The sequence below is a fragment of the Microcystis ichthyoblabe FBCC-A1114 genome (assembly GCF_050500245.1).
Taxonomy (GTDB): Bacteria; Cyanobacteriota; Cyanobacteriia; order Cyanobacteriales; family Microcystaceae; genus Microcystis; species Microcystis ichthyoblabe_A.
In genome coordinates this window covers 2,314,777-2,337,238 of sequence record NZ_CP191408.1, presented here as the reverse complement: position 1 = coordinate 2,337,238, position 22,462 = coordinate 2,314,777, and the positions used below count along the sequence as shown (strand labels likewise).

Sequence of the window (22,462 nt, the reverse complement as noted above, 5' to 3'; positions counted from 1 at the left end):
ATGCAAATTACTAACGCAACAAGGGCAGCAGTAAAGTGACGAAATAATATACTAGGGGAGCGGTGAAGACATAACTATCAGTGCGATCGAGTATACCACCGTGACCGGGGATTAACTGCCCGGAATCCTTGACCCCAGCATCGCGTTTCATCATCGATTCGGTTAAATCGCCCAATAAACTGACAATACCAATTAATAAGCCCAAAAATAAGCCCGTCAGCTGCCAATAGGGCCAATCTAAATACCAAGCACCCAAATCGGCCACCGCTATACTGCCTAAAATGCCAAAAAAGGAACCTTCCACGGTTTTTTTGGGACTAATCAGCGATAAACTGGTTTTCCCTAACCATTTTCCCATGATATAAGCTCCGATATCGGCGGCCCAAATACAACCGAAAGCTAGAAAAGTCACCGTCAAAGCGGCCGGGAATAATTTCGGTTCCATCCACGATTCCGGCCAATATCCCATCAGGGGTAAGTTACTGGCCATAGCCACGGGACCACTTTCGGGAGAAAAACCGACCCGTAAACGAATCCAATAACTGGGTAAGTAACCACCGTAAAACAGACCGAGAATTGAGGTGGAAATGTCGGCAATTGTCGCCATTTTAGGCTGAAAGAGCAGATAAAAACAAATTAACGCTCCGGCCAGGGGAAACATGGCATCGGTGAGGGGGGCTGCCATAGTTGCCGTCAGTAGTAATAATTGGGAAACTACGAGAGTGGTTTTAGCGGCCGGTTCAATGCCTTTAGCGCGAACTAAGCGAAAATACTCTAATTGTCCCAAAAAGACGATAACACCGATGCCGAGGGTGAAATACCAACCCCCAACGATAATAATTCCCAGTGCGAAGGCAATAGCAAAAATAGCGCTGACAATGCGTGGCCAAGGCATGGTTAATCCAGAGAAATTAGGCGGCATTGTCATAATTATATAGATTAAGAAAACTTTATGGAAGGTTATCCCCAATTAAAGTTTATCGCCGCTCAGGATAAACATGGGATCAACGGCGGCAAAAACTTGGTGAATACCCCTAGTTTCTAGGCGATTTACTGCCGCTTGGACAATCTCGATATTACGCGCCTGTAAATTAGAAAAACCTTCGGAAAATTGATAGAGGGTTTCTAAATTATTGGCCGTAGCCACGATGCGGCCATTGGGTTTCAGGTATTGCCACACTTCTTGCAGGACCGATTTAATCGGTTTGCCGCCCTCGATACAGACGCGATCGGGTGCTAGGGATATATTGGGCAGACAATCGGGTGCGCTGCCTTCAAAAACGGTGACATTTTTTACCCCGAAGCGATCGCAATTACGGCGGATTAAACTGGCCACTTCTTCATCCCTTTCAATGGCAATAATCGGACTATTGGGGCATAATAAGCCAATTTCAACGGGAATAGTGCCGGTTCCTGCTCCTATATCCCAGAAAACCCCCCCATCACCTAACCTCAAAGCGGAAATCATCAATAATCTCACCTCGCGTTTACTCAGGGGAATCCCGGGTAAACGTTCAAACAGTTCATCGGGAATACCGGGGGTTTTATATAACCAAGTCATGGGGGATCAATTATTGAGAAGCTTCACTACCAAGCATTATTATATAAGTTTGTCAAATTTTCTTTATTAAGTAAACAGGGACTTTTATAGGCATAAAACCCTGATCATAGCTCTAAAAAGCTATTGTCTGTCATTAAGCTAAGACGTATTTTAACCCCCGATCCTTAGATTAGGTCAATCTCTCCCAATCCCTTTACTGTTGCAACACTGCCACAGTGCCTCATCTCAACAAGCAATTTAAATAGGCGGGCAGCTTATCTTAATGATGAGATAGGAAGTTTTTGTTTTGGCGGGTCAGTCGTCGGTCATCAACACCAAATTAGGTTACACTTCATCTTTATGGGAAAGGCCGTCATGATCCTTTTTCTTAAGCATAGATTGTCCTAATCAATTTCTTTTGGTATTGTCTATCAAATGTTACTAAATACTCTGGCTATTCAACCTTCCTAGCATCTGTCAGCCAAAAACCATAGACTAACTCCTGTTTTATCAACGATAACTCTAAGTAGCTGGTTATAATTAAATTAAAAATGGATTTTAGGTTCGATCCCCCCCGCCCCCCTTGATAAGGGGGGTGCCGATAGGCGGGGGGATCTACCCTTGATAAGGGGGGTGCCGATAGGCGGGGGGATCTACCCTTGATAATGGGGGTGCCGATCCCCCCTTAATCCCCCCTTAATAAGGGGGGCATCTGAAAGTTTTTAATACCTATCTAGTTATCATGTCTAATATCTATCGTCTTGCCCAGGGCCATTTAAACCTATTGGAAACCTGTCCACCGAGATTTCAAAAAGTCTATCTAGAGCAACTTAACACACCGGCTGACCCCGGGCAATTGGAGAGGCAAGAATGGGGCAGTCAGTTTCACCTATTACTACAGCAGCGGGAATTAGGGCTACCGATCATGTCCCTATTACGCGAAAATGAACAGTTAGAACATTGTTTAACAGCCCTATTAAAGGCCGCCCCGGCAATTGCCCAAAATCCGGGAGAAGCTAATCGAGAAGCGGAACATTGTCGCAGTTTAACTGTGGGTAATTATTTATTAACGGTTATCTATGATTTAATTTTACTAGAGAGCGATCGAGCGGTAATTTTTGACTGGAAAACCTACTTAAAACCTATCGATGCCGACAAACTAGCCAAAAATTGGCAGACGAGACTTTATCTGTATGTGTTGGCAGAAACTTCTGCTTATCCTCCTGATAGTTTATCGATGACCTATTGGTTTGTGCAGTTACCCCGCAACCCCGAACAAATTACTTTTAACTATAACCAGAAACTACACCAACGGACAGGACGGGATTTACGCCGTTTATTGAAGGATCTCGATCGCTATCTATCAGCATACCAAAATGATTTAGTCGATTTTCCCCATCGTCCCGATTGTCAGCTTCATTGTCCCTATTATCTTACACAAGAGCGATCGGGCCAAATAGACTTACCCTCGATCGATGATATCCCTGAAATCAATCCTTTTGTCTAATTATTGCCAATTTTGTCAGATCAGAATTATAAATTCTCAACTCTGAATTCTGAAGATTATTTTTATTTATTCTCCCTTCTCCCCCACTTCCCACTTCCCCACTTCCTAATTCATACTTTGTGCTTTTTGTCAAAAAAACTTTTTCTTTGTAATAAAACTACATAAAAAAAAGATCATCGTTGTGGGTGAAATTGACTAATTTACCCGTCTTAATTAGGATTACCTTGTAGGTGTGGCAAGGGTTTCAACCATTGCTGTCCAAAAAAGCACAGAATAGCCCACTGTGAAATTCTATCAAATCGCTGTAACCATTGTAAAATCGTTGTTAAATAAAAATATTTCTCAATTAATTCTTAAGAATTTATAAATATTGCGGAATGTTAATTTAAATATTCTCAAGTTTTCGGAGTCAATAGATAATTTTTGCTTATCTTTGTCCAACATGGGGTTAGAAGTCAGGAGTCGGGAGTCAGAAGTCAGTATTCAGGAGACAGGAGATTATTTTTATGTATTCTTCCCACACCCCACACCCCGCCTCCCCACTTTCCCACTCTCGACAATTCCCCTTCTCTGCCGCGTTAACCATGGTCGATAATAATAAAAGACAGATCGATCGCTTGCGCTCATGACCGGCAACCACTACCAAACCTTAGAAATCAGCCATAAATCGACCCCTGACGAGATTAAACGGGCCTATCGGCGTTTAGCCAGACAATTCCATCCCGATAGTCAAAACGATAGTGCCAGTCACGATAAAATCGTCGCTATTAACGCCGCCTACGAGATCCTAAGCGATCCGAGACTAAGAAAGGACTACGATAACCAACTAATCGCCAATTCTCCCGAAAAACGCGCCCAACGCACCGCCACCGCCCAGGCAAATTACCATCGTTACAAAGAAGCAGTCCAGGAAGACGAAGCCCTGGTCAAACAGTGGTATAACCAGACCTATAGCCCGATTAATCGCCTGATCGGTCAAATTATCCGACCCCTAAAAGGTCAGATCAATCACCTATCCGCCGATCCCTTCGATGATCAGTTGATGGCTGTTTTTCAAGACTATCTAGAAACCTGTCGCCAAAATCTCGATCGAGCCAAAACCCTCTTTTCCCAACGGCCCAACCCTGCCAAAATGGCCAAAGTGGCCGCCTCTGTGTACTACTGTCTCAATCATCTCACTGACGGACTAGAAGAATTAGAAACCTTTACCCTTAACTACGACGATCGCTCTCTCCACACCGGTCAAGAAATGTTTCGTATGGCCCAGCGTTTACAGGTAGAAGCTAAACAGATAGCCAGTCAGTGCCAAAATTAAATCTCTAGCCATGGGCAAAAAAAAAGACGAAAATAGATCAAGACCAGATTTACCCAACCCTAGCTTAACCCCGATGAGAGACAAACAATCAGAAATTACCAATATATCCACCCCTAGAGATTCTGATCTTTATTCCTTGCCTCCAGCCGTCCAACGGGCTGCTAATATCCTTTTACGTCAGGGAAGAATCGGTTTTTGGACGCAGATTGTCCTAGGCGTAATTTCAGGGGTTTTATTGCTCATTGCTACCGCTAGTTTATTAGGGACGAGACAACGCACTTCCGGTATTGAAATCGGTGTTTTATGTGCCATTGGTGGGGCTTGTTTCTTGGTAGTTGCCATTTTCTTTTCCTCTCGTTACATGAAAATTGCCCGTCAAATGTTGGGGGGTGATCAAGATAGTCGCCCGAAAAAATCCGATACTATTCAATTAATCCGTCAGGGTTTAATCGCTAATATTATCGGGATGTTTTTAACAATTTTGGGAGCGCAAGCCTTGGCGGGAATCGTCTTAATTAAATCCCTCAATGTTCCTCAAGGCACTTTTAATGTTGCCTCTAACCCCAGTCAATTTGTTAATTCCGTTGACCTGTTAATTGTGCAGGCTAATACTAATACAATTCTCGCGCACTTTACTGGTATTGTTACCTCTTTGTGGCTTCTTAATCGTATTACTTCTAAATAAATATGACCATGCAACGCACCCGTTTAAGTACGCTGGCTAATGTCACCAGCAGTCGATTTAATAGCTTTTTTGGTAATCCTTGGCGGCGGATTTCCCTCCAGATAATTTGTGTTTTATTTGGAGTTTTTTCTGGGCAAGCAATTGTCACTACTGCTGGCCAAACTGCTCAATGGGATGTCACCGCTGCCGGTTTATTACTGCTGTTTACGGAGGCGACTAGCCGGATTGTTTATCGAAAAAGTTCCCAGGCTAAACCAGCACCGATTCTGCGAGAATCTTTCAATTTACTAAAAATTGGTATCACCTATAGTTTATTTCTAGAAGCCTTTAAAATTGGCTCTTAAATCCCCAATTGAAAAATAAAACGCACGACTACTTAAGAGTTGACAGAGAAAGTCTCATCAGGTTTTGTCGGATTAATACAACAACAACTAACATAGAACCAAGAAACTTACTCTACCAACTTGGTCAAGAGGGAAATTTATTGACTATAAACTACAGAATAAAGGCGGTAACTGCGCCTAGGGAGTCGAGGTAGTTCACTATGTTTCAAAATAGCTCCAGTGAAGTTAGTATTCTCCCCATGGACGAACATAATCAAAAATTAGTTAATTATGTTCATCCTGCCGATTGGCTCAATCCCCAACCCCAAGATTGTTATGATTTAGTTGTCATTGGTGCGGGTACTGCGGGTTTAGTCGTAGCGGCGGGGGCGGCGGGTTTAGATATAGGTTTAAAAGTGGCTTTAGTGGAAAAACACTTAATGGGGGGAGATTGCCTCAATTTCGGTTGTATTCCTTCTAAATGTTTGATTCGTTCCTCTAGAATTATCGGGGAAATTGAGAAAGCCAAAAAATTGGGAATTGATATTGGAGATACTAGAGTAGATTTTGCCAGAGTAATGACCAGAATGCGGCAAATTCGCGCCGATATTAGCCATAATGATTCGGTGCAACGTTTCCAAAAACTAGGTATCGATGTCTTCTTGGGTAGCGCTCGTTTTTTAGGACAAAATGCTGTGGAAGTGGCAGGAAAAACCCTCGCTTATAAAAAAGCTGTCATTGCCACTGGTGCTGGGGCTTTTCATCCCGATATCCCCAGACTAAAAGAAGCGGGATTTTATACCAATGAAACAATTTTTTCCCTCACAGAATTACCTCCCCGATTAGCTGTTATCGGTGGCGGGCCGATTGGTTGTGAATTAGCTCAAGCTTTTCAACGGTTAGGCGCACAGGTGATTTTATTTCATAATTATTCCCATCTTTTGAATAAAGAAGACCCAGAAGCAGCCGAAATTATTGAGAATACTTTCCTGCGGGAAGGAATGCAATTAATTCTCTCTTGCCAAATTGAACGGGTGACAAAAAATGAGCAGGGTAAAACCATTGAATATACTAGCAACGGTCAAGGAGCAACTATCACCGTTGATGAGATTTTAGTCGCTGCTGGCCGGGTGCCTAATCTGTCAGGATTAAATTTAGAAGCGGTGGCCGTGGAATACGATACTCGTCGGGGAGTCAAAGTTAATGATTATCTGCAAACTACTAACCCGAAAATTTATGCGGCCGGTGATATCTGTATGGATTGGAAATTTACCCATGCTGCCGATGCAGCCGCCCGTATTGTGATTAAAAATACTCTCTTTTCTCCCTTCGGTTTCGGACGCGATAAGCTCAGTAATTTAGTTATGCCTTGGGTCACTTATACCGACCCAGAAATCGCCCATGTGGGCATGGATGAAACCCAAGCACAGACCCGGGGATTGGTCACTAATACTATTAAAATTCCTTTGAGTATAGTCGATCGAGCTATCGCTGATGGCGAAACAGCAGGTTTTTTAAAAATTATTCACAAACAAGGTTCCGACCAAATTTTAGGAGCCACTATCGTCGCCACCCACGCCGGTGAGATGATTTCTGAAATTACCACCGCTATGGTTGCCAAAATCGGATTGAGTAAACTCTCTACTGTTATTCATCCCTATCCCACCCAAGCGGAAGCGATTAAAAAGGCCGCCGATGCCTATCGTCGAACTCTCTTGACTCCTAATAGTAAAAAACTCTTGGAATTGTTGACTAAATTATCGCGTTAAAATCAATGATTGCCACCGGAGAACTGCGGCAGAACTTTGAACAATTCTGGCGGGAAGCTGCCGCACAGTTGGGGAACGCCCAATCCCTCACCGAACGGAGGCCGGGGAAATGGCAAGAGTACCAGGTCGATACCTAATATTTTAGCTTGCTGTTGCAGGGCGGCATAGACTTCATCGCTCAATTCTAGGGTTAAGACTTGACTCATTTGGCTGTACCTTCATTGTGGCTATTGATTAGATTAATTTCTTTTTTAACTCTTTGACCATTATAACCTCGGACATCAGCTTGTCTCTTCACAGTAGCACTGTAGTGGATTGTTTCAGCTAATTTGGTGTATTAGAAAAATGCTAGAAATTCTATAATCTAAGACTTTAAGCCGAAATCTATTGCCCTATTTTAGCTGAAACAGTCCACTACGGCGATGGCGATCGCACTAACTAGGTGGTAATAGACAGCTCAATTGAGTCCCAGTCTGGATTCATACCATTATTGACCAGTATTTGAACTACTGAGGTTGTTATCCCCATGGCTTCGGCTACGATATCACTGGTGGACATTTTTCCAATCCCACTCACCGTAAATGTGTCCCTGGAGGAGCCTGTGTGCACCAATGAACTACGAATATTATACATTGCCTTAATGATTGCCCTGACCCTTCTCCTCTCGTCAGGATTGGTTGAAGTGAGTAGAGCAGCGCGAAGCCCAATCTTGAAGGTGAGTTCACCATGATCTCCGACCAACAGGGCCTCAAGAGCAATGGCTAATTCTAACGCTCTGTCAGCGGGCATTCACCTGATGCGAGCCTGAGCGAGTCTCTGCATCGCAATTCGTGCCTTATTCTTATGGCTGTTATTCAGGTTCAAAAAGTTACTTATCAATTCAGATGCGCGAGAAACGTCTAGATTGCCATTACCTTCAAGAGCCAGAGGAGTTATCTCTTGATGAACGAATATCGTGGGTGATGCTGTTTGAGCACACTCAATATCTGGATCGGTGTATTGGAACCAACGTGGCCCAGGCATAATGCCAGCTTCCGCGGACGTGCCCAAGCAGAGGAGTACATCAGATAAGAGCGGACTGTAGTCAGTGGCGTTTTGCATCGGAGTATCGTCGTTAGCGTCCTTGAGGAAAGGTTCGATAGCCGTAGTGCAAACCACTGCAGCCGTTGGTGACTTCCATGTTAAGGGCGGCATTGTCAGACTTGGGCAGTGAGGTTTGGATAGCGCGTCCTTCTGCCTTGAGGCGGGCAATGATTCAAATGGCAGTAGTTGGACGTTGCCAGGGAGTGTTACTGGCACCTCGGGTGTGATTCCCCAGCAGGTAATGACCAAGATGCCCGATGCTCGCTGGGTGTTAAGCACTTTCTGCAGCCACTCAACGGCTGCGATGGCAGATCCCCGCCGTCTAGCCTCGCTCAACAGAACCGGAGCAACCAATATTGATTGGAACCCAGTCATTCCAAATGGAGAACAGATCATCATCTGAGATCGAGAGAATTCCTCCTGATTAGCCAGTAGGTCTTTAATTTTTTCTGACAGCATATGCAAAATATGCAAATGGGCGAGATTCTCGACTTCCTCGAGCTCGAGTCGATTGCCTAATTGCATCAGAGCCTCCTCAACCGCGGAGGTTAGTGCCCGAGTGTCCATGTCCATGTCCTCATCATGTCGGTCGCTAACCACTAATTCAACCGCTTACTGCGGTCTAGCACCCCCCTTTATCCTACTATCCCACCTCCATCGGTCTAACACCCCATAAATAAAACTTAATACCGCACCGTGCGGTCTAATCACCCCCATTTGGGCATAATTACCGCAGGGGGCGGTCTAGTATCTCTGCCAAACCGATTTTACCGCATTTGCCGATGACAGAAAAGCCCAGTTCCCTCGACTGTTAGAACGAGTCCGAGAAGTCATGCGTCTCAAGCACCTTAGCTTGAAGACGGAAAAATCCTACCTCTACTACATTCGAGACTTTATTCTCTTTACACAACAAACGTCATCCTAGAGAGATGGGAGTGTCCGAAATCCGCCAGTATCTGTCGCATTTAGCCACCGACAAGCAGGTTGCCGCCTCAACTCAAAATGTCGCTCTCAATGCCTTGCGGTTGACGGGTCAAAAAGTGCTTTACGTCCAGACACCACAATTTTGAAGGCCTGTAAGGAAATTGGCGGTTATCAACCCGTCACCTGGTTAGCAGGAAGGGATAAAAGCCGTTATCCCCAAGTTTATCGCCCCCATCCCTTAGAAAGCAGCAATTATGAGGCATTTGACCAGATAATTGGGGTTGCTAATCAGAAATAGCAAGAAAGCCTCTTAATAACTCGTCCTGTCAATCAATTTCGTGGTTTTTTTTCCGAAATTAACAATCAGAATCTTACGGAAATTGCGATCAAAATCAAGGAAACCTACAATGATTATTTAAAGTTAGTGCGATCGCTTGAAGACCTGAAAAACCGGCATCCCGAACTGAGAGAACCTTATATCGAGGTAACATCGACTAAAAGTCAGAGAACGATTTACCTGACCCGACTAGATCGGTTTGGGACTTTAGAATCGGGTTTTTTTAGTCAAGATAAGCAGTCTTGTAGCGTGGGTTAAGCGATGGCCAACCCCAACCCCAAAAGTACTGAGGACGATCGTCAAACACTAGACCTCTTGCATAATTTTTTTATGGTATAATATAAGGTTTTGCTTTTTTCTCAATTCTTAGATTGAAGTGGAAAAAAGAATAAAATGTGATCTTAGGTCAGGAAATCATCTATAGTTTTGCTATGTTTATTAGCAAAATTATGGATTATCAAAACTTATCAGATGAACAATTCAAACGCCGTTTCGGTGTGTACAAACAAACATATAGAAAGATGGTAGAATCAGTAAAAAGTGTTGAAGCCGACTCTAATTCACCATCTAAAAGGGGACCGAAACCTAAACTATCTATAGAAGAACAAGTTTTAGTAACGTTAGAATATTGGCGAGAATATAGAACATATTTTCACATTGGTACAAGCTGGGAACTATCAGAATCAACTATATGTCGGATTGTAAATAAGACGGAAAAAATGCTTTTACAATCGGGAAACTTCCGTTTAAAAGGAAAAAAAGCTTTACTCAATCAAGCAGAGATACCGGTCATAACGGTAATGGATGTAACGGAAACTCCCATTGAACGCCCCCAAAAGAAACAGAAAGATTTTTTTTCGGGTAAAAGAGGTTATCATACTTTAAAATCCCAATTAGTAGCTGATCAAAATACAGAGGAAATTATCTGTGTTTTTTGTGGGAAAGGTAGAGGTCATGATTTTAGTTTATTTAAAAAAAGTCGAGTTCGTTTTCATCCTTTAACTACCAGCATAGAAGACAGTGGTTATCAGGGAATAGCTGCATACCATAGTAATAGTTATACACCGAAAAAGAAATCGAAAAATAGAAAATTAACAGAGTTAGAAAAAGAGTATAACAAGGCTTTAGCCAAAGAAAGGATTATCATTGAACATATAAATAGGAAACTCAAAATCTTTAAAATCTTATCCTGTAAATATCGGAATCGTCGTCGAAGATATAGTTTAAGAGTTAACTTGTTGGCGGCTATTTATAACTGTGAGTTAGGGATAGGTATAGCAGCTTCTTAAAAGTTGCCTAAAGATTAATCAAGTCAAGGAGAATTTATTCTCAATTTTTATAATTGAGATAGTTTGTGCCGCTTAAATAAAGAGGTTTTGATAACCAAATTAAAGCAGCTCTAAAGAGTTTTGAGTTAAAAGTTAAACGGCTCTTCGTTACCCTTTATGCTAAATCAACAGACAAGATGCCAAGACAACATACTTCTAACCCAAAAATTCCGAAAGTTTCTAAAGCCATAGCCTCTCCGTTTTATTAGTTTAAGTTTATTGTTGATTCCATCGACCACCCCATTAGTTGTCCTTCGCTCGAAATAACTAATGATTTCTCCAAACCAGTTTCGGATTGTTTGACAACTCTTGGTAAAAACACTGGAGGATTTTGCCAACCAGTCCGAGATGGATAGCAGTCCTTCTGTCGGATTCTCTGAGGTTTCATAAATCTTTCTAAATTCTTCCTTTAACTCGTGCATCTTTTTCAAATTTGGGAAATTTTCTTTGATAGCTTCTAGTTTGATTTTTTGGGTTTCCGTTAAATCTTTTTCATTTTTTAACAAGCTATATTTACTTCGCTTTAAAACTTCTAGCTTCGCTTCTTTTTCCGCTTTCTGTTTTTTATTTCTCTGCGCTTCTACGGCTCTTTTTTCTGCTTTTCTTTGTTCGTCTAACTCTTGATTAATTTGTTTCATTACATGGAATCTATCGGCGACTACCTCGGCCGATGGCATCAATTCTTTCACCAAATTTTTATAGGGCAACCAAAGGTCTATGCTGACTTCTTCAATTTGCTCTAACACCTCTTTTCCCCACCCTGTAAGCGTTTCCCTCAATTCTTCTTGTGTTCGCTTCTCTAGAATAGCTATTAGTTTTCCCGTATCTAAATTTACTAAAACCGCACAGTAATTTTTTTGTCCTTTGACTAGAGCGATTTCATCAATTCCTAGTCTTTTTAATTTCGATAGGTCTGTCTCTGTAATTTCTTCAGCTATGTCCTCTATCATTCTTTGAATCTCTTCTTCCGTTACGTCATTTCTTCGGCTAACATTTAAAATATCTCCTTCTTTTAATTGTTCGAGTATATTCTCGGCTAGTCTTTTCGTATAGGTTCGTTTCTTGGCGACAAAATCTAACTCTTCGCTAAAGGGTTTCTGACAATTACCGCACTTAAATTGACGACGATTAACTTGTAGGTACACTGGTTGACCTGAGAGCGGTAAATCTTTGACTAAATGTCGATGATTTTGGTGAAGTTTATCGCTCTCTAACCCACAACGAGGACAGGCTGCTTTTTTATTTTTCGATTCGATTTGGAAAACTATACCGATATTTTCTAGGTGTCGATAGCCTTGAATACAGGTTTCTTGTAGGTTCAAAAATTTGTCAAGTATCATAAGTAAAATAATCTCGTTTTTGGCTATTATATCAAATCTTAACTCGATTGTCTATCTTTTGGTATTAACCTATTTGTGCCTTAAGTCCTTTCCTGTATGAATTTCAGCTACTTTTGAGCGTAGTTGCTCTCATCGAATTTTATTTTAAGTTAATTATTTGCATAACAATTCCCGAAGAGCCAGTTAAACTTCAAGTTTTCATTCAGGACGAATGTACTGATTAACTATTTTTTTGGGGAAAATTAGTTAGCCCATCATTATAACATATAATTAATTTGCAAGAGTTCTACTATATCCCAACTAGCGATTCACAGGGGAAGGAGTCTCAGGTGGTTTCCCCTGTTTTAATCGGATAAACTAGGGATACCAGCTTTCATCAAGGCATCAGCATGACTACCAACGTAGCGAAAACTCAATGGCAGTATTTAGAGAAACGTCCTCATTCCTGGCGACAACAGCTTTGTTTTCAAGGCAGGAGGCTGAAAGCTTTTGATGTCTGGTCAGATATGATTGTCAATGACATGACTCCTCAAGAAGCAGCCCTTAATTGGGAGTTACCCCTGGCTGCCATCTATGAAGCAATTGACTATTGCGAGAGGAATCAGCAGCTACTCAAGCAAGAAGCAGAAGAAGAACGCCACCGTCTGGAAGCAAAGGGGATTAGTATTGAGCCTAAGATTATTGCTTGATGAGGACTCGCAATCCCAACTTCTGGTTAAGTTACTTACGGCTGCTGGTCATGACGTGCTGACGATCAATGAAATTGGTTTGGCTGGCTGCACAGATAATCTCGTACTTGACTATGCCATACAGGAAAATCGGATTCTGCTAACTCATAACTGCGATGACTTTGAAGAGTTGCACCAAGCCAATCCCAGCCATTCGCGGATATTCGCGGTTTACCGTAACGCTAACCTCTTAAAAAATATGGGCTTCAAGGCAATTGTCAAGGCAATCGCCAATCTCGAAACTGCTAACGTCCCCCTTGCTAATCAGTTCATCTCCCTGAACCACTGGAACTATTAATTCTGGTTTGTCTCGATCTTGTCACAAATCTTAACTTAATCTCTCCCTAACTATTGAAAACAAAAATACACTCTACCCCCCGCACAGTATCCTACGCTACAATTTAATAAATCTTTACATTATTCTCCCTGACTAGGGATTCACATCGGATTTACACACCCTCGCCCAATATTTCGTCAAAACTTACCGAAAAATTGGGTTTAAAGCCTCGCTCTTTTAGGGCGACTTTATATGATGTATGCTCTTAAGAATAGCGGGCAGGGTAAGCAACCGCTTAAAAAACCCAGTCATCGCCGGATGAACGCACCGTTCGGACCTCGGCGTGAGCTTTTGTCGAACGCTGAGCTCAGGGCAGCGCGGTCAAAAACGACATCGGTAAGATTGCCAACCAAATTATGATGGCTGTCACCTTGCATTGGGAAACCATTTTGATGCCAGAGGAAAGAAAAGAGGGTCATCAGTTGTCAGATTTGCGTTTTCAGTCCACTGATTACTGGAAAAGCTTCCCAACTCCCACTCTGCAATAACTACTGGCAGCCAGAAATAGGTTGGGTACTTATCATACTTTGTGCTTTTTGTCAAAAAAACTTTTTTTTTGCAATAAAACTACACAAAAAAAAGATCATCGTTGTGGGTGAAATTGACTGATTTACCCGTCTTAATTAGGATTACCTTGTAGGTGTGGCAAGGGTTTCAACCATTGCTGTTCAAAAAAGCACACAATAACCCACTATGAAATTCTATCAAATCGCTGTAACCATTGTAAAATCGTTGTTAAATAAAAATCTTTCTCAATTAATTCTTAAGAATTTATAAATATTGCGGAATGTTAATTTAAATATTCTCAAGTTTTTGGAGTTAGTAGATAATTTTTGCTTATCTTTGTTGAAAAATAGAACTCCTGCAAAAATCCAACATCTACCATTGGGTTAGGAGATAGGATTCAGGAGACGGCATTCAGGAGATAGGAGTCAGGAGATAGTAGTCAGGAGTCAGTAAGAATTGCGGCAATTTACATTTCTCAAGATAGACAACAGAATTTATGTCCGACTACTTATCAGTTATCAGTAATCAGCGAGGTTGAATTATCGCTTTTTTCTCAAAAATTTGGATAGTATCTCAGCATATTTTAGTGAGTTAGCCATAGCAAAGTAACCTACTTTTCAGAATTTAAAAGTTAGTAGCTGATGCTATCACCTGACATTAACTGCTGCCATTCAGAATCCTGCTGATAGTGGTCAAGCATAGACTCAGCCTGCCCTTCAAGGATACGCCTGCACTCAATCAATGGTAACTTGAGAAAAGCCAGACGTTGCTCTAGGGATAAAGCTTGTTCTTCAGGGGTTAAATAAGACGGATTAGCCTCTTTCACCAGTGGGAAAACCTTCAGTTTGTCAGAAAAATCCCATTCCTATCATATCTAGATTTTATAGGACATCCTCTCAAGCTAGGCGGACTGATTAAAGAAACAAAGGAAAATGGAAATTTTGCCGATCTAGGGCTGGCCTTTGCTATAAGTGAGCTATATAGCGCCTCCTTGGCTAGTGAGGAAATTCTCAAACGTTAAAGCTGAGAACTTACCGCTATAACTAAGCACACGAATCACCCAGACTGAGAAAATATCATGCGTATCGCTCACGATGTCACCGAATTGGTTGGCCGCACACCTTTAGTACAATTGAATCGGATTCCCCAAGCGGAGGGCTGTCTTGGCCGAATTGTGATGAAATTAGAAGGGATGAATCCCGCTGCTTCCGTCAAAGACCGCATTGGCACTCACATGATTAATAGCGCCGAAAAAGCGGGTTTAATCAATCCAGAAACCACGGTTTTAGTGGAACCCACCTCTGGCAATACGGGAATTGCCCTCGCGATGACTGCGGCAGCTAAGGGTTATCGCTTGATTTTAACTATGCCGGAAACGATGAGTTTAGAGCGCCGGGCGATGTTAAAAGCCTACGGTGCTACCCTAGAACTTACCCCCGGTTCCCAAGGCATGAAAGGGGCAATTTTACGCGCGCAGCAAATTGTCGATAGTATCCCCGGGGCTTATATGTTGCAACAATTTCGCAACCCTTCTAACCCAGAAATTCACCGTCTCACCACTGCTGAGGAAATTTGGCAAGACACCGACGGACAGGTAGATTTTATTGTTGCGGGTGTGGGTACTGGCGGCACGATTACGGGAGTCGCTGAAGTGATTAAATCTCGTAAACCTAGTTTTCAAGTAGTCGCGGTGGAACCTTTCAATAGTCCGGTGATTTCCGGGGGTAATCCCGGTCCCCATAAAATTCAGGGTATCGGTGCGGGTTTTATTCCGGAAGTTTTACGCACAGATCTGATTGATGAGGTAATTACTGTCAGTGATGAGGAAGCTTTTCAATTTGGTCGTCGTCTGGCAAAAGAAGAGGGTTTACTTTCAGGGATTTCTTCCGGTGCCAATCTTTGCGCTGCGATTCAACTGGCCCAACGACCGGAAAATGAGGGTAAATTAATTGTGGTGATTCAGCCTAGTTTCGGGGAACGTTATCTGAGTACACTGATGTTCCAAAATATCGAGGAGCGCGAGTTAACTTTGGTGTAAAAAAATATCCTCCTCAGCCTCTAGCAGTCAGCTTTAGTTGAGGGCTGATTGCTAATAGCAGAGAGCTTTTTAATCATATTTCAAGAGGGATTTTTTCACCTGTAGGGGTATTTGTAAAGGTTGCGGTTTGATTGCTTCTTTGCCAGAAAAATTATCAAGTAAAGCCGAGCGCACTTGTGTGTCGGTTTCTCGCGAGAGAAGATAACGAAAGTATTCTTGACATTGTTCTCGACGACTGGGGGAAAGTTCCATTTCACTTAAACGTCGGACGGCCATTAAGCGCATTAAGGGATCATTGACTGTTAATTTTTCTAACCAGCGATCGAAGTTTTTTGACTCATTTTCACCGCGATGGTCGAGAAAATGCCATCCTAGCAGGATTAAAGTCAAAACCGTGCCAAATCCTTGCAAAATTGAGGCCAGGGCCAACCAGCGATTTTCGGCATAGGTCCAAATTGCCACAGCGAGATAGGTGGCTAAACTGCCTAAACCGCCACAGACTACCGCTAAAGTTAACTTACCGCTGTCGGCGCTGAAAAAAGCACGCCACCACAGCCACAGCGATGGCCAGTTTTGCCCCTGGAGATGGTAAACTCCGATCATCGCCCCCACCCCGGTTAAAGTGGCCAAAACTAACTGCCAATTCCACGCCCAGAGGATCAAAAAACTAGCACAAGCTGCCGCCCATGTCAAGAATTGACGGGTTTTTTTTGCGGCGAGAGTTTTGATGACTCGACGCTGCAGAGCGGGAGAAAAATAGGGAGGAAGGCGGAATACTGAAGACACGGGAAGTTTTTCACTGAGGGTTTGATGATCACTATAGCCTGTTCTCAGGCAGACAGATCATTTTTCTCGGTAAAAATCCTTGTAGGAAAAGAGCGAAGTGCTAGGGTGGGCTAAAATTGCGATCGAGAATCGGCTAAAGTTCAGATTGGCGAGCTAAAGTGTTAGGATGGTTTGCAATCAAACTCAACTTTTTTTATTAATAAATAGCTGAACAATATTCTGTAAACTTATATACAGAAACCTAAAGAAATATGTTAATTTGCAGTCTTTAGGGCAGCAAGTTCTGATAGACGATCTAGAGTAGTAAGTATAAGTACCGCACCTAATTTTACCTAGTCAAGCTGGCTATCTAACTCATCTATATCATTTCCGAACAGAGTTAGAACTTTCTTTGTCTCGGTTGAGTCTTGCGGGAATTTTACCTTAAGGAAAATCTCGATAATTTTGAGTCATGATTCACTAGAATCCTCAAATATTCCATAAACTGGCGAGTTTTAAGAAACCTAGGAGGTTCATCGCTATGAAAAGCCGTCTTATTGTTTGTTGTGATGGAACTTGGCAAGATTTAGGACAAGCTTATCCTACCAATGTCGTCAAAATGGTGCAAGCTATCACGCCACTTGATGATAGTAAGGGCAACCCCATCCGTCAAATCATCTACTATGACGAAGGCATTGGGACAAAACAATCTAATGCCGAGATGACTGATACTTTAATTAAAATTACTGGAGGTGCTTTAGGCATTGGCATGGATCATAAGATTGAGGATGCCTATCGTTTTCTGTGCTTAAACTATCAACCTGAAGATGAAATTTATCTCTTTGGGTTTAGTCGGGGAGCTTACACTGTACGCTGTTTAGCTGGGTTAATTTATAATTGCGGTTTGTTGTATCGAGAATTTATCCGACAAATTCCCAAAGCCTACGAAATTTACCGAGACAAACAAGACCCAAATAACGCACCTAACGGTAAAAATGCCATTGATTTCCGTAATCAGTATGGACGACGAGTTCCTATTAAAGCGTTATGCTGTTGGGATACAGTTGCTTCTTTAGGTATCCCTGATATCGTTCATTCTCTGCACTTGGATCAAAAGTTCAACGAACGTTATCGCTTTTATGATTCGACCATCAATCCTACAATTGAAAAGGCGTTTCATGCAGTTGCCATTGATGAAATTCGTAAAGTCTTTGATGTAACGCTAATGCGTCCCCATTCTACCCAGATCAGACAACAAAAAGAACAAGTGGTTCAAGTTTGGTTTCCGGGGGGTCATGGTTGTGTTGGTGGAGGTTCTCAGGAAGAATCTGGACTATCCGATGGAGCTTTATTGTGGATGATGGAACAAGTCGAAACCTTGGGTTTGGTCTTAGATAAAAGTTATATTCAACATGAAGTTCATCCCAATTGTAGTGCGCGTTTTGATAATACGTCAAAATGGCCATTTAATGTAGCGGGAACAGCACCTCGTCAGTTTGAAGGGGATGTTAGCAATTTGCATGAAAGTGTTAAAAATCGCTGGACAGACCTGAATCTTAATCCCCCTTATAAACCCGCTATTCCCGAAATTCAAATGATGCTTGAGCAAGAGCTTGGTGCTTTGAGAAAGAAAGAAATAGTCTCTGTTTAGCACTTCGCTGCCTCAAAAATGTCGCCTACACTTTACTTACATAAACACTCATAATCTGAACTAATTAGGAGGATTTACAGAGCAGATCGGCTTTGTGTGGTAATTTTTGCTTATGGACGTGAAATGCTTACTAAGCAACACTTTTAGGACTATTTTGCGTTTGAATCATAACTCATTGATGACAAAAGTTTCCTCAAATGGGGATGGATGCTATGAAAAACTTGATGAGAAGTATTATTTCAGTTAGTTTAAGTCTGGCTGTTCTCCCCATTAATAGCCCCCATCTCCTATCTCAATTAAGCGAAGAAAGCTATGTCAAAATCATCCAAAATTTATTGATAACGGATAACCTAGAATCCGATCCTTTTGCTTTGATGAGAGAGGAAATCTTAGGGGAACTAAAACTTGATCTTTCTGCTCAACAAGTTATTCAATTACTCGGAAATCCTACACAAAAAGGACAAGTAGAATTTTGGGCAGGGGATGCACTTTATCATCAATATTGGTATTATCCTAATCAAGGTATTACCCTCAGCATGGCATCAGAAACTGAAAAAGGACAGCAAAATATTGCCTTTATTAAATTAGTTTCCCCTTCAACACTTCCAACCAAACGAGGCATAACAATTGGCAGTTCAATAGAGGAGGTTAGCCTTGCCTATGCCAAAGAAAAAGATCAAGAGATGTCAATACCTGATCAAACTTTTGTCGCTGGTTCAATTTATGGAGGATTAATTTTTACCTTTGATCAGGGTCGGGTCATTGAGATTTTCTTAGGAGCAGCAGCTGAATAAATGCCTATCAGTTGAGTATCCTTGTCTGTTGTTAAAACTTGTAATTTCAGGGATAGAAATTATGTCTTACTTTATCTTTCCACTTCGTCCAAGACCCAGTTTAAGCTATAAAGATGGCGGACGGCAATTCGGTGCAGGTCGTCCCGGAGGTCGGAAACACGCAGGTTGTGACTTAATCGCACCAAAAGGAACGGAAATTTTAGCAATGGCAGATGGGAAAGTTATCGTCGGTCCCTATGCTTTTTTCTCTGGAACGAATGCTATAGAAGTGAAGCATGATAACGGAATGGTTATCCGTTATTGTGAAATTGGACAGATGCTTCCTCGTGGCATTCAAGTGGGAGCAAGAGTATCAAAAGGTCAAGTGATTGCCTATGTTGGTCGTCTTCATTCCGGCAGTTCAATGTTACACCTAGAAATGTATCAAGGAACTCAAAATGGTGCATTAACACAAGCTGGAAATCGTCCTTATCAACGGCGCTCTGACTTATTAGACCCCACGGATATTTTAGATCATGCACCTTTAGTCGGACAAACACCCACACCTGATGGCGATATCGGCACAGTTAATGCTCAAGTTACTACGAGTCTTAATGTCAGAAATGATGCCAAGTTATCCGCACCTGTGCAGTTTACCTTACGCTTTGGGGAAACTTGTATTGTCCTAGAAAAAGTCACAGGAGATACCTATTCCCGTGACCAAAATCAATGGTACAAAATTTACAAAGACGGAAAAATAGGATTTGCGGCGGCAGTTTATATTGATGTCACCGAGCAACCTGAAGAACCCAGTAATCTGGCAAAAGGCCGAGTTAATAATCATGTGCAGACTGTCCTAAATGTTCGGAGTCAGGCCGCCACAACTGCCCCCATTCTCTTTGAATTAAGCCCCGGTGCCACCTGTACCATTCTGCAAGGAGTGACAGGTTCTCCCTATCCTCCTAATAATCAAACCCAATGGTATCAAATCCAACAGGGGGGACAAACGGGATATGCCGCCGCTTACTACATTGATAAATTCGACGAGAATAATCCTCCTCAAGTCCTGGAAATTGAGAGTGCTGAAGGACGAGTGAATCATCGGGTATCGAGTACCCTTAACGTCAGAAGCCAACCCAATACCAATTCAAACATTTTATTCACCTTAAGCACAGGAACAACCTTCAAAGTCCTAGAAGAAGTTTCTGGCAGTGAATATGACTTTGGGCGCACAGATTGGTTAAAAATTGATTACAACAATCAACAAGGCTATGTGGCCGCCCATTACGTTGATATTAACCTCGATCCACCACCAGCCAGCCGTTGGGATCAAGCCTTAATGCAAGCTCCCACAACAGGTGCATCCGCAGTGACGGCTTCTCAGGATGGACTGTCAGCAGGGGTGCAATCTTCCCACAAAATGGCACAAACTGACCTACAACGGGTAAAAGCCATGGCCGATTGTTTCTGTACTGCCGCAGCTAAATTTGGAGTTCCGGCAGCTTTATTGGCGGCCGTTGCCAGTCGAGAATCTCGCGGGGGCAATATTTTAAATGCTCAAGGATGGGGAGATTGCCACGGAGGTCAATGTTATGGTTTTGGCATTATGCAAGTGGACAAACGCTCCCATACGGTCGAAGGAATACCTGATGGTCCCAAGAGTTTAGCCCACGTTGAACAAGCTACAGGCATTTTTGCTAATTGCCTCCAACAAGTCCAACAAAAACATCCTAATTGGGAAGATCGTTATGTCATTAAAGGCGCAGCAGTTGCCTATAATTCAGGAATTCGTAATGTCCAGACCAAAGAAGGGATGGATATTGGGACAACAGGCAATGACTACGGTTCTGATGTCATGGCACGGGCGCAATATTACGCTAATCATGCGGATTTAAGTGTCTTCCGAATTAGCCTTTAAACTGCTACCGATCCTAGTAGTCAGACCCCATAAGGGATTTATCTGGCTACTAGGGGATTATGAAAAGTTGGCTCTTCGTTACTTGGTATGATTCGATCGGGTGGCATAAATCGACTCAATCCTTATCTGGCAAAAGACTTAATTGATTAGTTAGTTCTAGATCGAAAACAATTGACATAAATCCCCGAATTTCTTTCTATATAAGGTTTTCATCCCTTGTAATCCCGTCCATCGCATAACACAAACCGAAGAACCCTAAAGATGAAAAAAAAGGGCTAGTTTATATTCAATACAACAATCAAAGCAAGGAGAAAGATATTGATAAATTCAGAAAAAAATTATCAGAGAAATGGAACGCTTTAGGGATAGATTTTATTGCATAATATAAATCTAATTCTGGCAAATATGGAGATATTTGGTATTTTCATACGGAAGAAAAAGCGTTAGCTAATGAGTTACAAGTAACTCTTAACCAAAAGTATTGTCCTGAAAAACCAGAGGGATGTTTTGTTAGCCATGATCTATCAGGAAATTATCCTAATCTCTCTAAAAAACAATTTGAAATTTGGATTGATGTCAACAAAATACCAGAGCCATTTCATTAAGCTAATTATTTAGTGTGATTTCAAATCTCACAGCCTTCATAAAAAAGGAGGAAAGGTAATGCAAAACACAAATATCCCTATAACCATAGACTCAAAACTAATCTGGAACGATACGGGAATTAATCTTGTCGCTGGACAAGAATATCATTTTCAAGCAACAGGTCAATGGACAGACTGGACAATTACCTCTAATGCTGATGGTTATGAAAGTCCTAATTTCTTGCTGAAACTATGTGAAGGACTACGACGAATGCCTAATTCACCTTGGTTTTCACTGATTGGTTCAATTGATAAAGATCAAGATAGTTTCTTCCTCATCGGCACAAATAAACAGTTTATAGCCCCAAAAACAGGACGGCTTTACTGCTTTGCTAACGATGTGATCATCGCCTATGGCAATAATCGAGATAGCATCCAACTCACTGTAACTTCCTTAACTTGACAAAGGGAAAATATCCTATTTGTTAACTGTCTGCTGTTGTTAAAGTAACCTGTCCAGAATCAGGCAAAAAAGGATCAAAAATGATGACTAACCAAAAACTGAAAGCTCTAGTCAATACTGTTATCAAACAATCGCAGTGGTAATTGTGGCACCTGTATTGCCTGTCCTGTGGCTCAAGTGACTATGCTAAAATCGGTCAACTAGAAATGACGAGAAACGATTTTTTCAATAGTCGCCTGGGTATCCTGCAGCAGTTTCTCGCGACTATCTCTAGTATTAGTCAGACTAGGCACGAGATTACGAGCTTGTAAAGCCATGTGAAGTTGTAGTTGAGCCACATACTCACGGATATCTTCGCGGGTTTCCGATTGGTTAGGATGAAACATAGAGAAACTGGAAGGGTCTGTCTAGCTGATGGGGTCTTGTCGATAACTCCTATACAAGTTATCACAAGACCTTAGGTTCCCGTCAAGGATTTGCTCCAACTCTACACATTTCTCAACATAACTTATAACAGTCATCTCAAGGGCGAGGTATAAAGTTTTCG

Annotated in this window: 25 protein-coding genes; 17 read left to right on the top strand and 8 right to left on the bottom strand. The window is 42.0% G+C overall.

Annotated elements, in window-relative coordinates; all coding sequences use genetic code 11:
- Positions 1 to 10: 10 nt before the first annotated feature.
- Together ACQY1Y_RS11325 and cbiT are read right to left on the bottom strand one after the other, a co-directional pair.
- On the bottom strand, positions 11 to 928 hold the full coding sequence (locus ACQY1Y_RS11325; RefSeq protein ID WP_016514637.1) for a phosphatidate cytidylyltransferase: 918 nt from the start codon (positions 926 to 928) through the stop codon (positions 11 to 13).
- Between the two features lie 42 nt (positions 929 to 970).
- Positions 971 to 1,561 carry a precorrin-6Y C5,15-methyltransferase subunit CbiT gene (gene cbiT, locus ACQY1Y_RS11320; RefSeq protein ID WP_002732225.1) on the bottom strand — a complete coding sequence of 197 codons (591 nt, stop codon included), beginning with the start codon at positions 1,559 to 1,561 and terminating at the stop codon, positions 971 to 973.
- 721 nt (positions 1,562 to 2,282) lie between these two features.
- Here cbiT and ACQY1Y_RS11315 point away from each other — a divergent pair.
- From ACQY1Y_RS11315 to ACQY1Y_RS11295, 5 genes are all read left to right on the top strand, one after another.
- Complete coding sequence (locus ACQY1Y_RS11315) at positions 2,283 to 3,047, top strand: PD-(D/E)XK nuclease family protein (RefSeq protein ID WP_016515422.1); 765 nt, start codon at positions 2,283 to 2,285, stop codon at positions 3,045 to 3,047.
- 625 nt (positions 3,048 to 3,672) lie between these two features.
- A complete protein-coding gene (locus ACQY1Y_RS11310) occupies positions 3,673 to 4,362 on the top strand; it encodes a J domain-containing protein (protein ID WP_430014590.1) in 690 nt (229 codons plus the stop codon).
- A 73-nt stretch (positions 4,363 to 4,435) separates the two neighbouring features.
- The gene (locus tag ACQY1Y_RS11305) at positions 4,436 to 5,047 is read left to right on the top strand and encodes a DUF3611 family protein (RefSeq protein WP_002733490.1); all 612 of its coding nucleotides are present in this window, start codon (positions 4,436 to 4,438) and stop codon (positions 5,045 to 5,047) included.
- Positions 5,048 to 5,049: 2 nt separating this feature from the next.
- A complete protein-coding gene (locus ACQY1Y_RS11300) occupies positions 5,050 to 5,391 on the top strand; it encodes a DUF565 domain-containing protein (protein WP_002753579.1) in 342 nt (113 codons plus the stop codon).
- Positions 5,392 to 5,591: 200 nt separating this feature from the next.
- Complete coding sequence (locus ACQY1Y_RS11295; protein WP_430014589.1) at positions 5,592 to 7,139, top strand: mercuric reductase; 1,548 nt, start codon at positions 5,592 to 5,594, stop codon at positions 7,137 to 7,139.
- Between the two features lie 2 nt (positions 7,140 to 7,141).
- On the opposite strand, the gene ACQY1Y_RS11290 is transcribed toward ACQY1Y_RS11295, so the two are convergent.
- Together ACQY1Y_RS11290 and ACQY1Y_RS11285 are read right to left on the bottom strand one after the other, a co-directional pair.
- The gene (locus ACQY1Y_RS11290) at positions 7,142 to 7,345 is read right to left on the bottom strand and encodes a hypothetical protein (protein WP_430014721.1); all 204 of its coding nucleotides are present in this window, start codon (positions 7,343 to 7,345) and stop codon (positions 7,142 to 7,144) included.
- A 583-nt stretch (positions 7,346 to 7,928) separates the two neighbouring features.
- The gene (locus tag ACQY1Y_RS11285) at positions 7,929 to 8,747 is read right to left on the bottom strand and encodes a hypothetical protein (RefSeq protein WP_430014588.1); all 819 of its coding nucleotides are present in this window, start codon (positions 8,745 to 8,747) and stop codon (positions 7,929 to 7,931) included.
- 283 nt (positions 8,748 to 9,030) lie between these two features.
- Here ACQY1Y_RS11285 and ACQY1Y_RS11280 point away from each other — a divergent pair, with 283 nt between their 5' ends.
- The 4 genes from ACQY1Y_RS11280 to ACQY1Y_RS11265 all read left to right on the top strand — a co-directional run bounded on the left by ACQY1Y_RS11280 (position 9,031) and on the right by ACQY1Y_RS11265 (position 10,772).
- On the top strand, positions 9,031 to 9,147 hold the full coding sequence (locus ACQY1Y_RS11280; RefSeq protein WP_375329625.1) for a phage integrase N-terminal SAM-like domain-containing protein: 117 nt from the start codon (positions 9,031 to 9,033) through the stop codon (positions 9,145 to 9,147).
- A gap of 4 nt (positions 9,148 to 9,151) precedes the next feature.
- On the top strand, positions 9,152 to 9,292 hold the full coding sequence (locus tag ACQY1Y_RS11275; protein WP_353734368.1) for a phage integrase N-terminal SAM-like domain-containing protein: 141 nt from the start codon (positions 9,152 to 9,154) through the stop codon (positions 9,290 to 9,292).
- Positions 9,289 to 9,444 (top strand): hypothetical protein, encoded by a 156-nt coding sequence (locus ACQY1Y_RS11270; protein ID WP_430014587.1) that lies wholly within the window; start codon positions 9,289 to 9,291, stop codon positions 9,442 to 9,444. The genes ACQY1Y_RS11275 and ACQY1Y_RS11270 overlap by 4 nt, the downstream gene beginning before the upstream one ends.
- 470 nt (positions 9,445 to 9,914) lie before the next feature.
- Positions 9,915 to 10,772, top strand: a complete 858-nt coding sequence (locus ACQY1Y_RS11265) for an IS5-like element ISMae4 family transposase (RefSeq protein WP_002732125.1) — start codon at positions 9,915 to 9,917, stop codon at positions 10,770 to 10,772.
- Between the two features lie 164 nt (positions 10,773 to 10,936).
- On the opposite strand, the gene ACQY1Y_RS11260 is transcribed toward ACQY1Y_RS11265, so the two are convergent.
- Positions 10,937 to 12,151, bottom strand: coding sequence for an ISL3 family transposase (locus ACQY1Y_RS11260; protein ID WP_430014586.1), 1,215 nt, complete (start codon positions 12,149 to 12,151; stop codon positions 10,937 to 10,939).
- Positions 12,152 to 12,540: 389 nt separating this feature from the next.
- On the opposite strand from ACQY1Y_RS11260, the gene ACQY1Y_RS11255 reads away from it, so the two are divergent.
- The 3 genes from ACQY1Y_RS11255 (at position 12,541) to ACQY1Y_RS11245 (ending at position 13,704) form a co-directional block, all read left to right on the top strand.
- The gene (locus ACQY1Y_RS11255) at positions 12,541 to 12,840 is read left to right on the top strand and encodes a hypothetical protein (RefSeq protein ID WP_130757229.1); all 300 of its coding nucleotides are present in this window, start codon (positions 12,541 to 12,543) and stop codon (positions 12,838 to 12,840) included.
- Positions 12,818 to 13,177: a DUF5615 family PIN-like protein gene (locus ACQY1Y_RS11250; protein WP_430014585.1), complete on the top strand. Its 360-nt coding sequence runs from the start codon at positions 12,818 to 12,820 to the stop codon at positions 13,175 to 13,177. Before ACQY1Y_RS11255 ends, ACQY1Y_RS11250 begins: the two co-directional genes overlap by 23 nt.
- Before the next feature lie 398 nt (positions 13,178 to 13,575).
- Positions 13,576 to 13,704 (top strand): hypothetical protein, encoded by a 129-nt coding sequence (locus ACQY1Y_RS11245; RefSeq protein ID WP_430014584.1) that lies wholly within the window; start codon positions 13,576 to 13,578, stop codon positions 13,702 to 13,704.
- A gap of 650 nt (positions 13,705 to 14,354) precedes the next feature.
- On the opposite strand, the gene ACQY1Y_RS11240 is transcribed toward ACQY1Y_RS11245, so the two are convergent.
- Positions 14,355 to 14,549 (bottom strand): hypothetical protein, encoded by a 195-nt coding sequence (locus ACQY1Y_RS11240; protein WP_002753616.1) that lies wholly within the window; start codon positions 14,547 to 14,549, stop codon positions 14,355 to 14,357.
- Positions 14,550 to 14,801: 252 nt separating this feature from the next.
- Here ACQY1Y_RS11240 and cysK point away from each other — a divergent pair, with 252 nt between their 5' ends.
- Positions 14,802 to 15,761: a cysteine synthase A gene (cysK, locus tag ACQY1Y_RS11235; protein WP_002734500.1), complete on the top strand. Its 960-nt coding sequence runs from the start codon at positions 14,802 to 14,804 to the stop codon at positions 15,759 to 15,761.
- Between the two features lie 69 nt (positions 15,762 to 15,830).
- Here the strand turns inward: cysK and ACQY1Y_RS11230 are convergent, their stop codons facing one another.
- Positions 15,831 to 16,547 carry a hypothetical protein gene (locus ACQY1Y_RS11230; protein ID WP_430014583.1) on the bottom strand — a complete coding sequence of 239 codons (717 nt, stop codon included), beginning with the start codon at positions 16,545 to 16,547 and terminating at the stop codon, positions 15,831 to 15,833.
- Positions 16,548 to 17,067: 520 nt separating this feature from the next.
- Here ACQY1Y_RS11230 and ACQY1Y_RS11225 point away from each other — a divergent pair.
- The 4 genes from ACQY1Y_RS11225 (at position 17,068) to ACQY1Y_RS11210 (ending at position 21,915) form a co-directional block, all read left to right on the top strand.
- Positions 17,068 to 18,177 carry a DUF2235 domain-containing protein gene (locus ACQY1Y_RS11225; RefSeq protein WP_430014582.1) on the top strand — a complete coding sequence of 370 codons (1,110 nt, stop codon included), beginning with the start codon at positions 17,068 to 17,070 and terminating at the stop codon, positions 18,175 to 18,177.
- Positions 18,178 to 18,551: 374 nt separating this feature from the next.
- Positions 18,552 to 18,971: a hypothetical protein gene (locus ACQY1Y_RS11220; RefSeq protein ID WP_145964558.1), complete on the top strand. Its 420-nt coding sequence runs from the start codon at positions 18,552 to 18,554 to the stop codon at positions 18,969 to 18,971.
- A gap of 61 nt (positions 18,972 to 19,032) precedes the next feature.
- The gene (locus ACQY1Y_RS11215; RefSeq protein ID WP_430014581.1) at positions 19,033 to 20,868 is read left to right on the top strand and encodes an SH3 domain-containing protein; all 1,836 of its coding nucleotides are present in this window, start codon (positions 19,033 to 19,035) and stop codon (positions 20,866 to 20,868) included.
- A 663-nt stretch (positions 20,869 to 21,531) separates the two neighbouring features.
- Positions 21,532 to 21,915 carry a hypothetical protein gene (locus ACQY1Y_RS11210; protein WP_036396095.1) on the top strand — a complete coding sequence of 128 codons (384 nt, stop codon included), beginning with the start codon at positions 21,532 to 21,534 and terminating at the stop codon, positions 21,913 to 21,915.
- A 200-nt stretch (positions 21,916 to 22,115) separates the two neighbouring features.
- On the opposite strand, the gene ACQY1Y_RS11205 is transcribed toward ACQY1Y_RS11210, so the two are convergent.
- Positions 22,116 to 22,301: a hypothetical protein gene (locus ACQY1Y_RS11205; RefSeq protein ID WP_002731861.1), complete on the bottom strand. Its 186-nt coding sequence runs from the start codon at positions 22,299 to 22,301 to the stop codon at positions 22,116 to 22,118.
- Positions 22,302 to 22,462 lie beyond the last annotated feature (161 nt).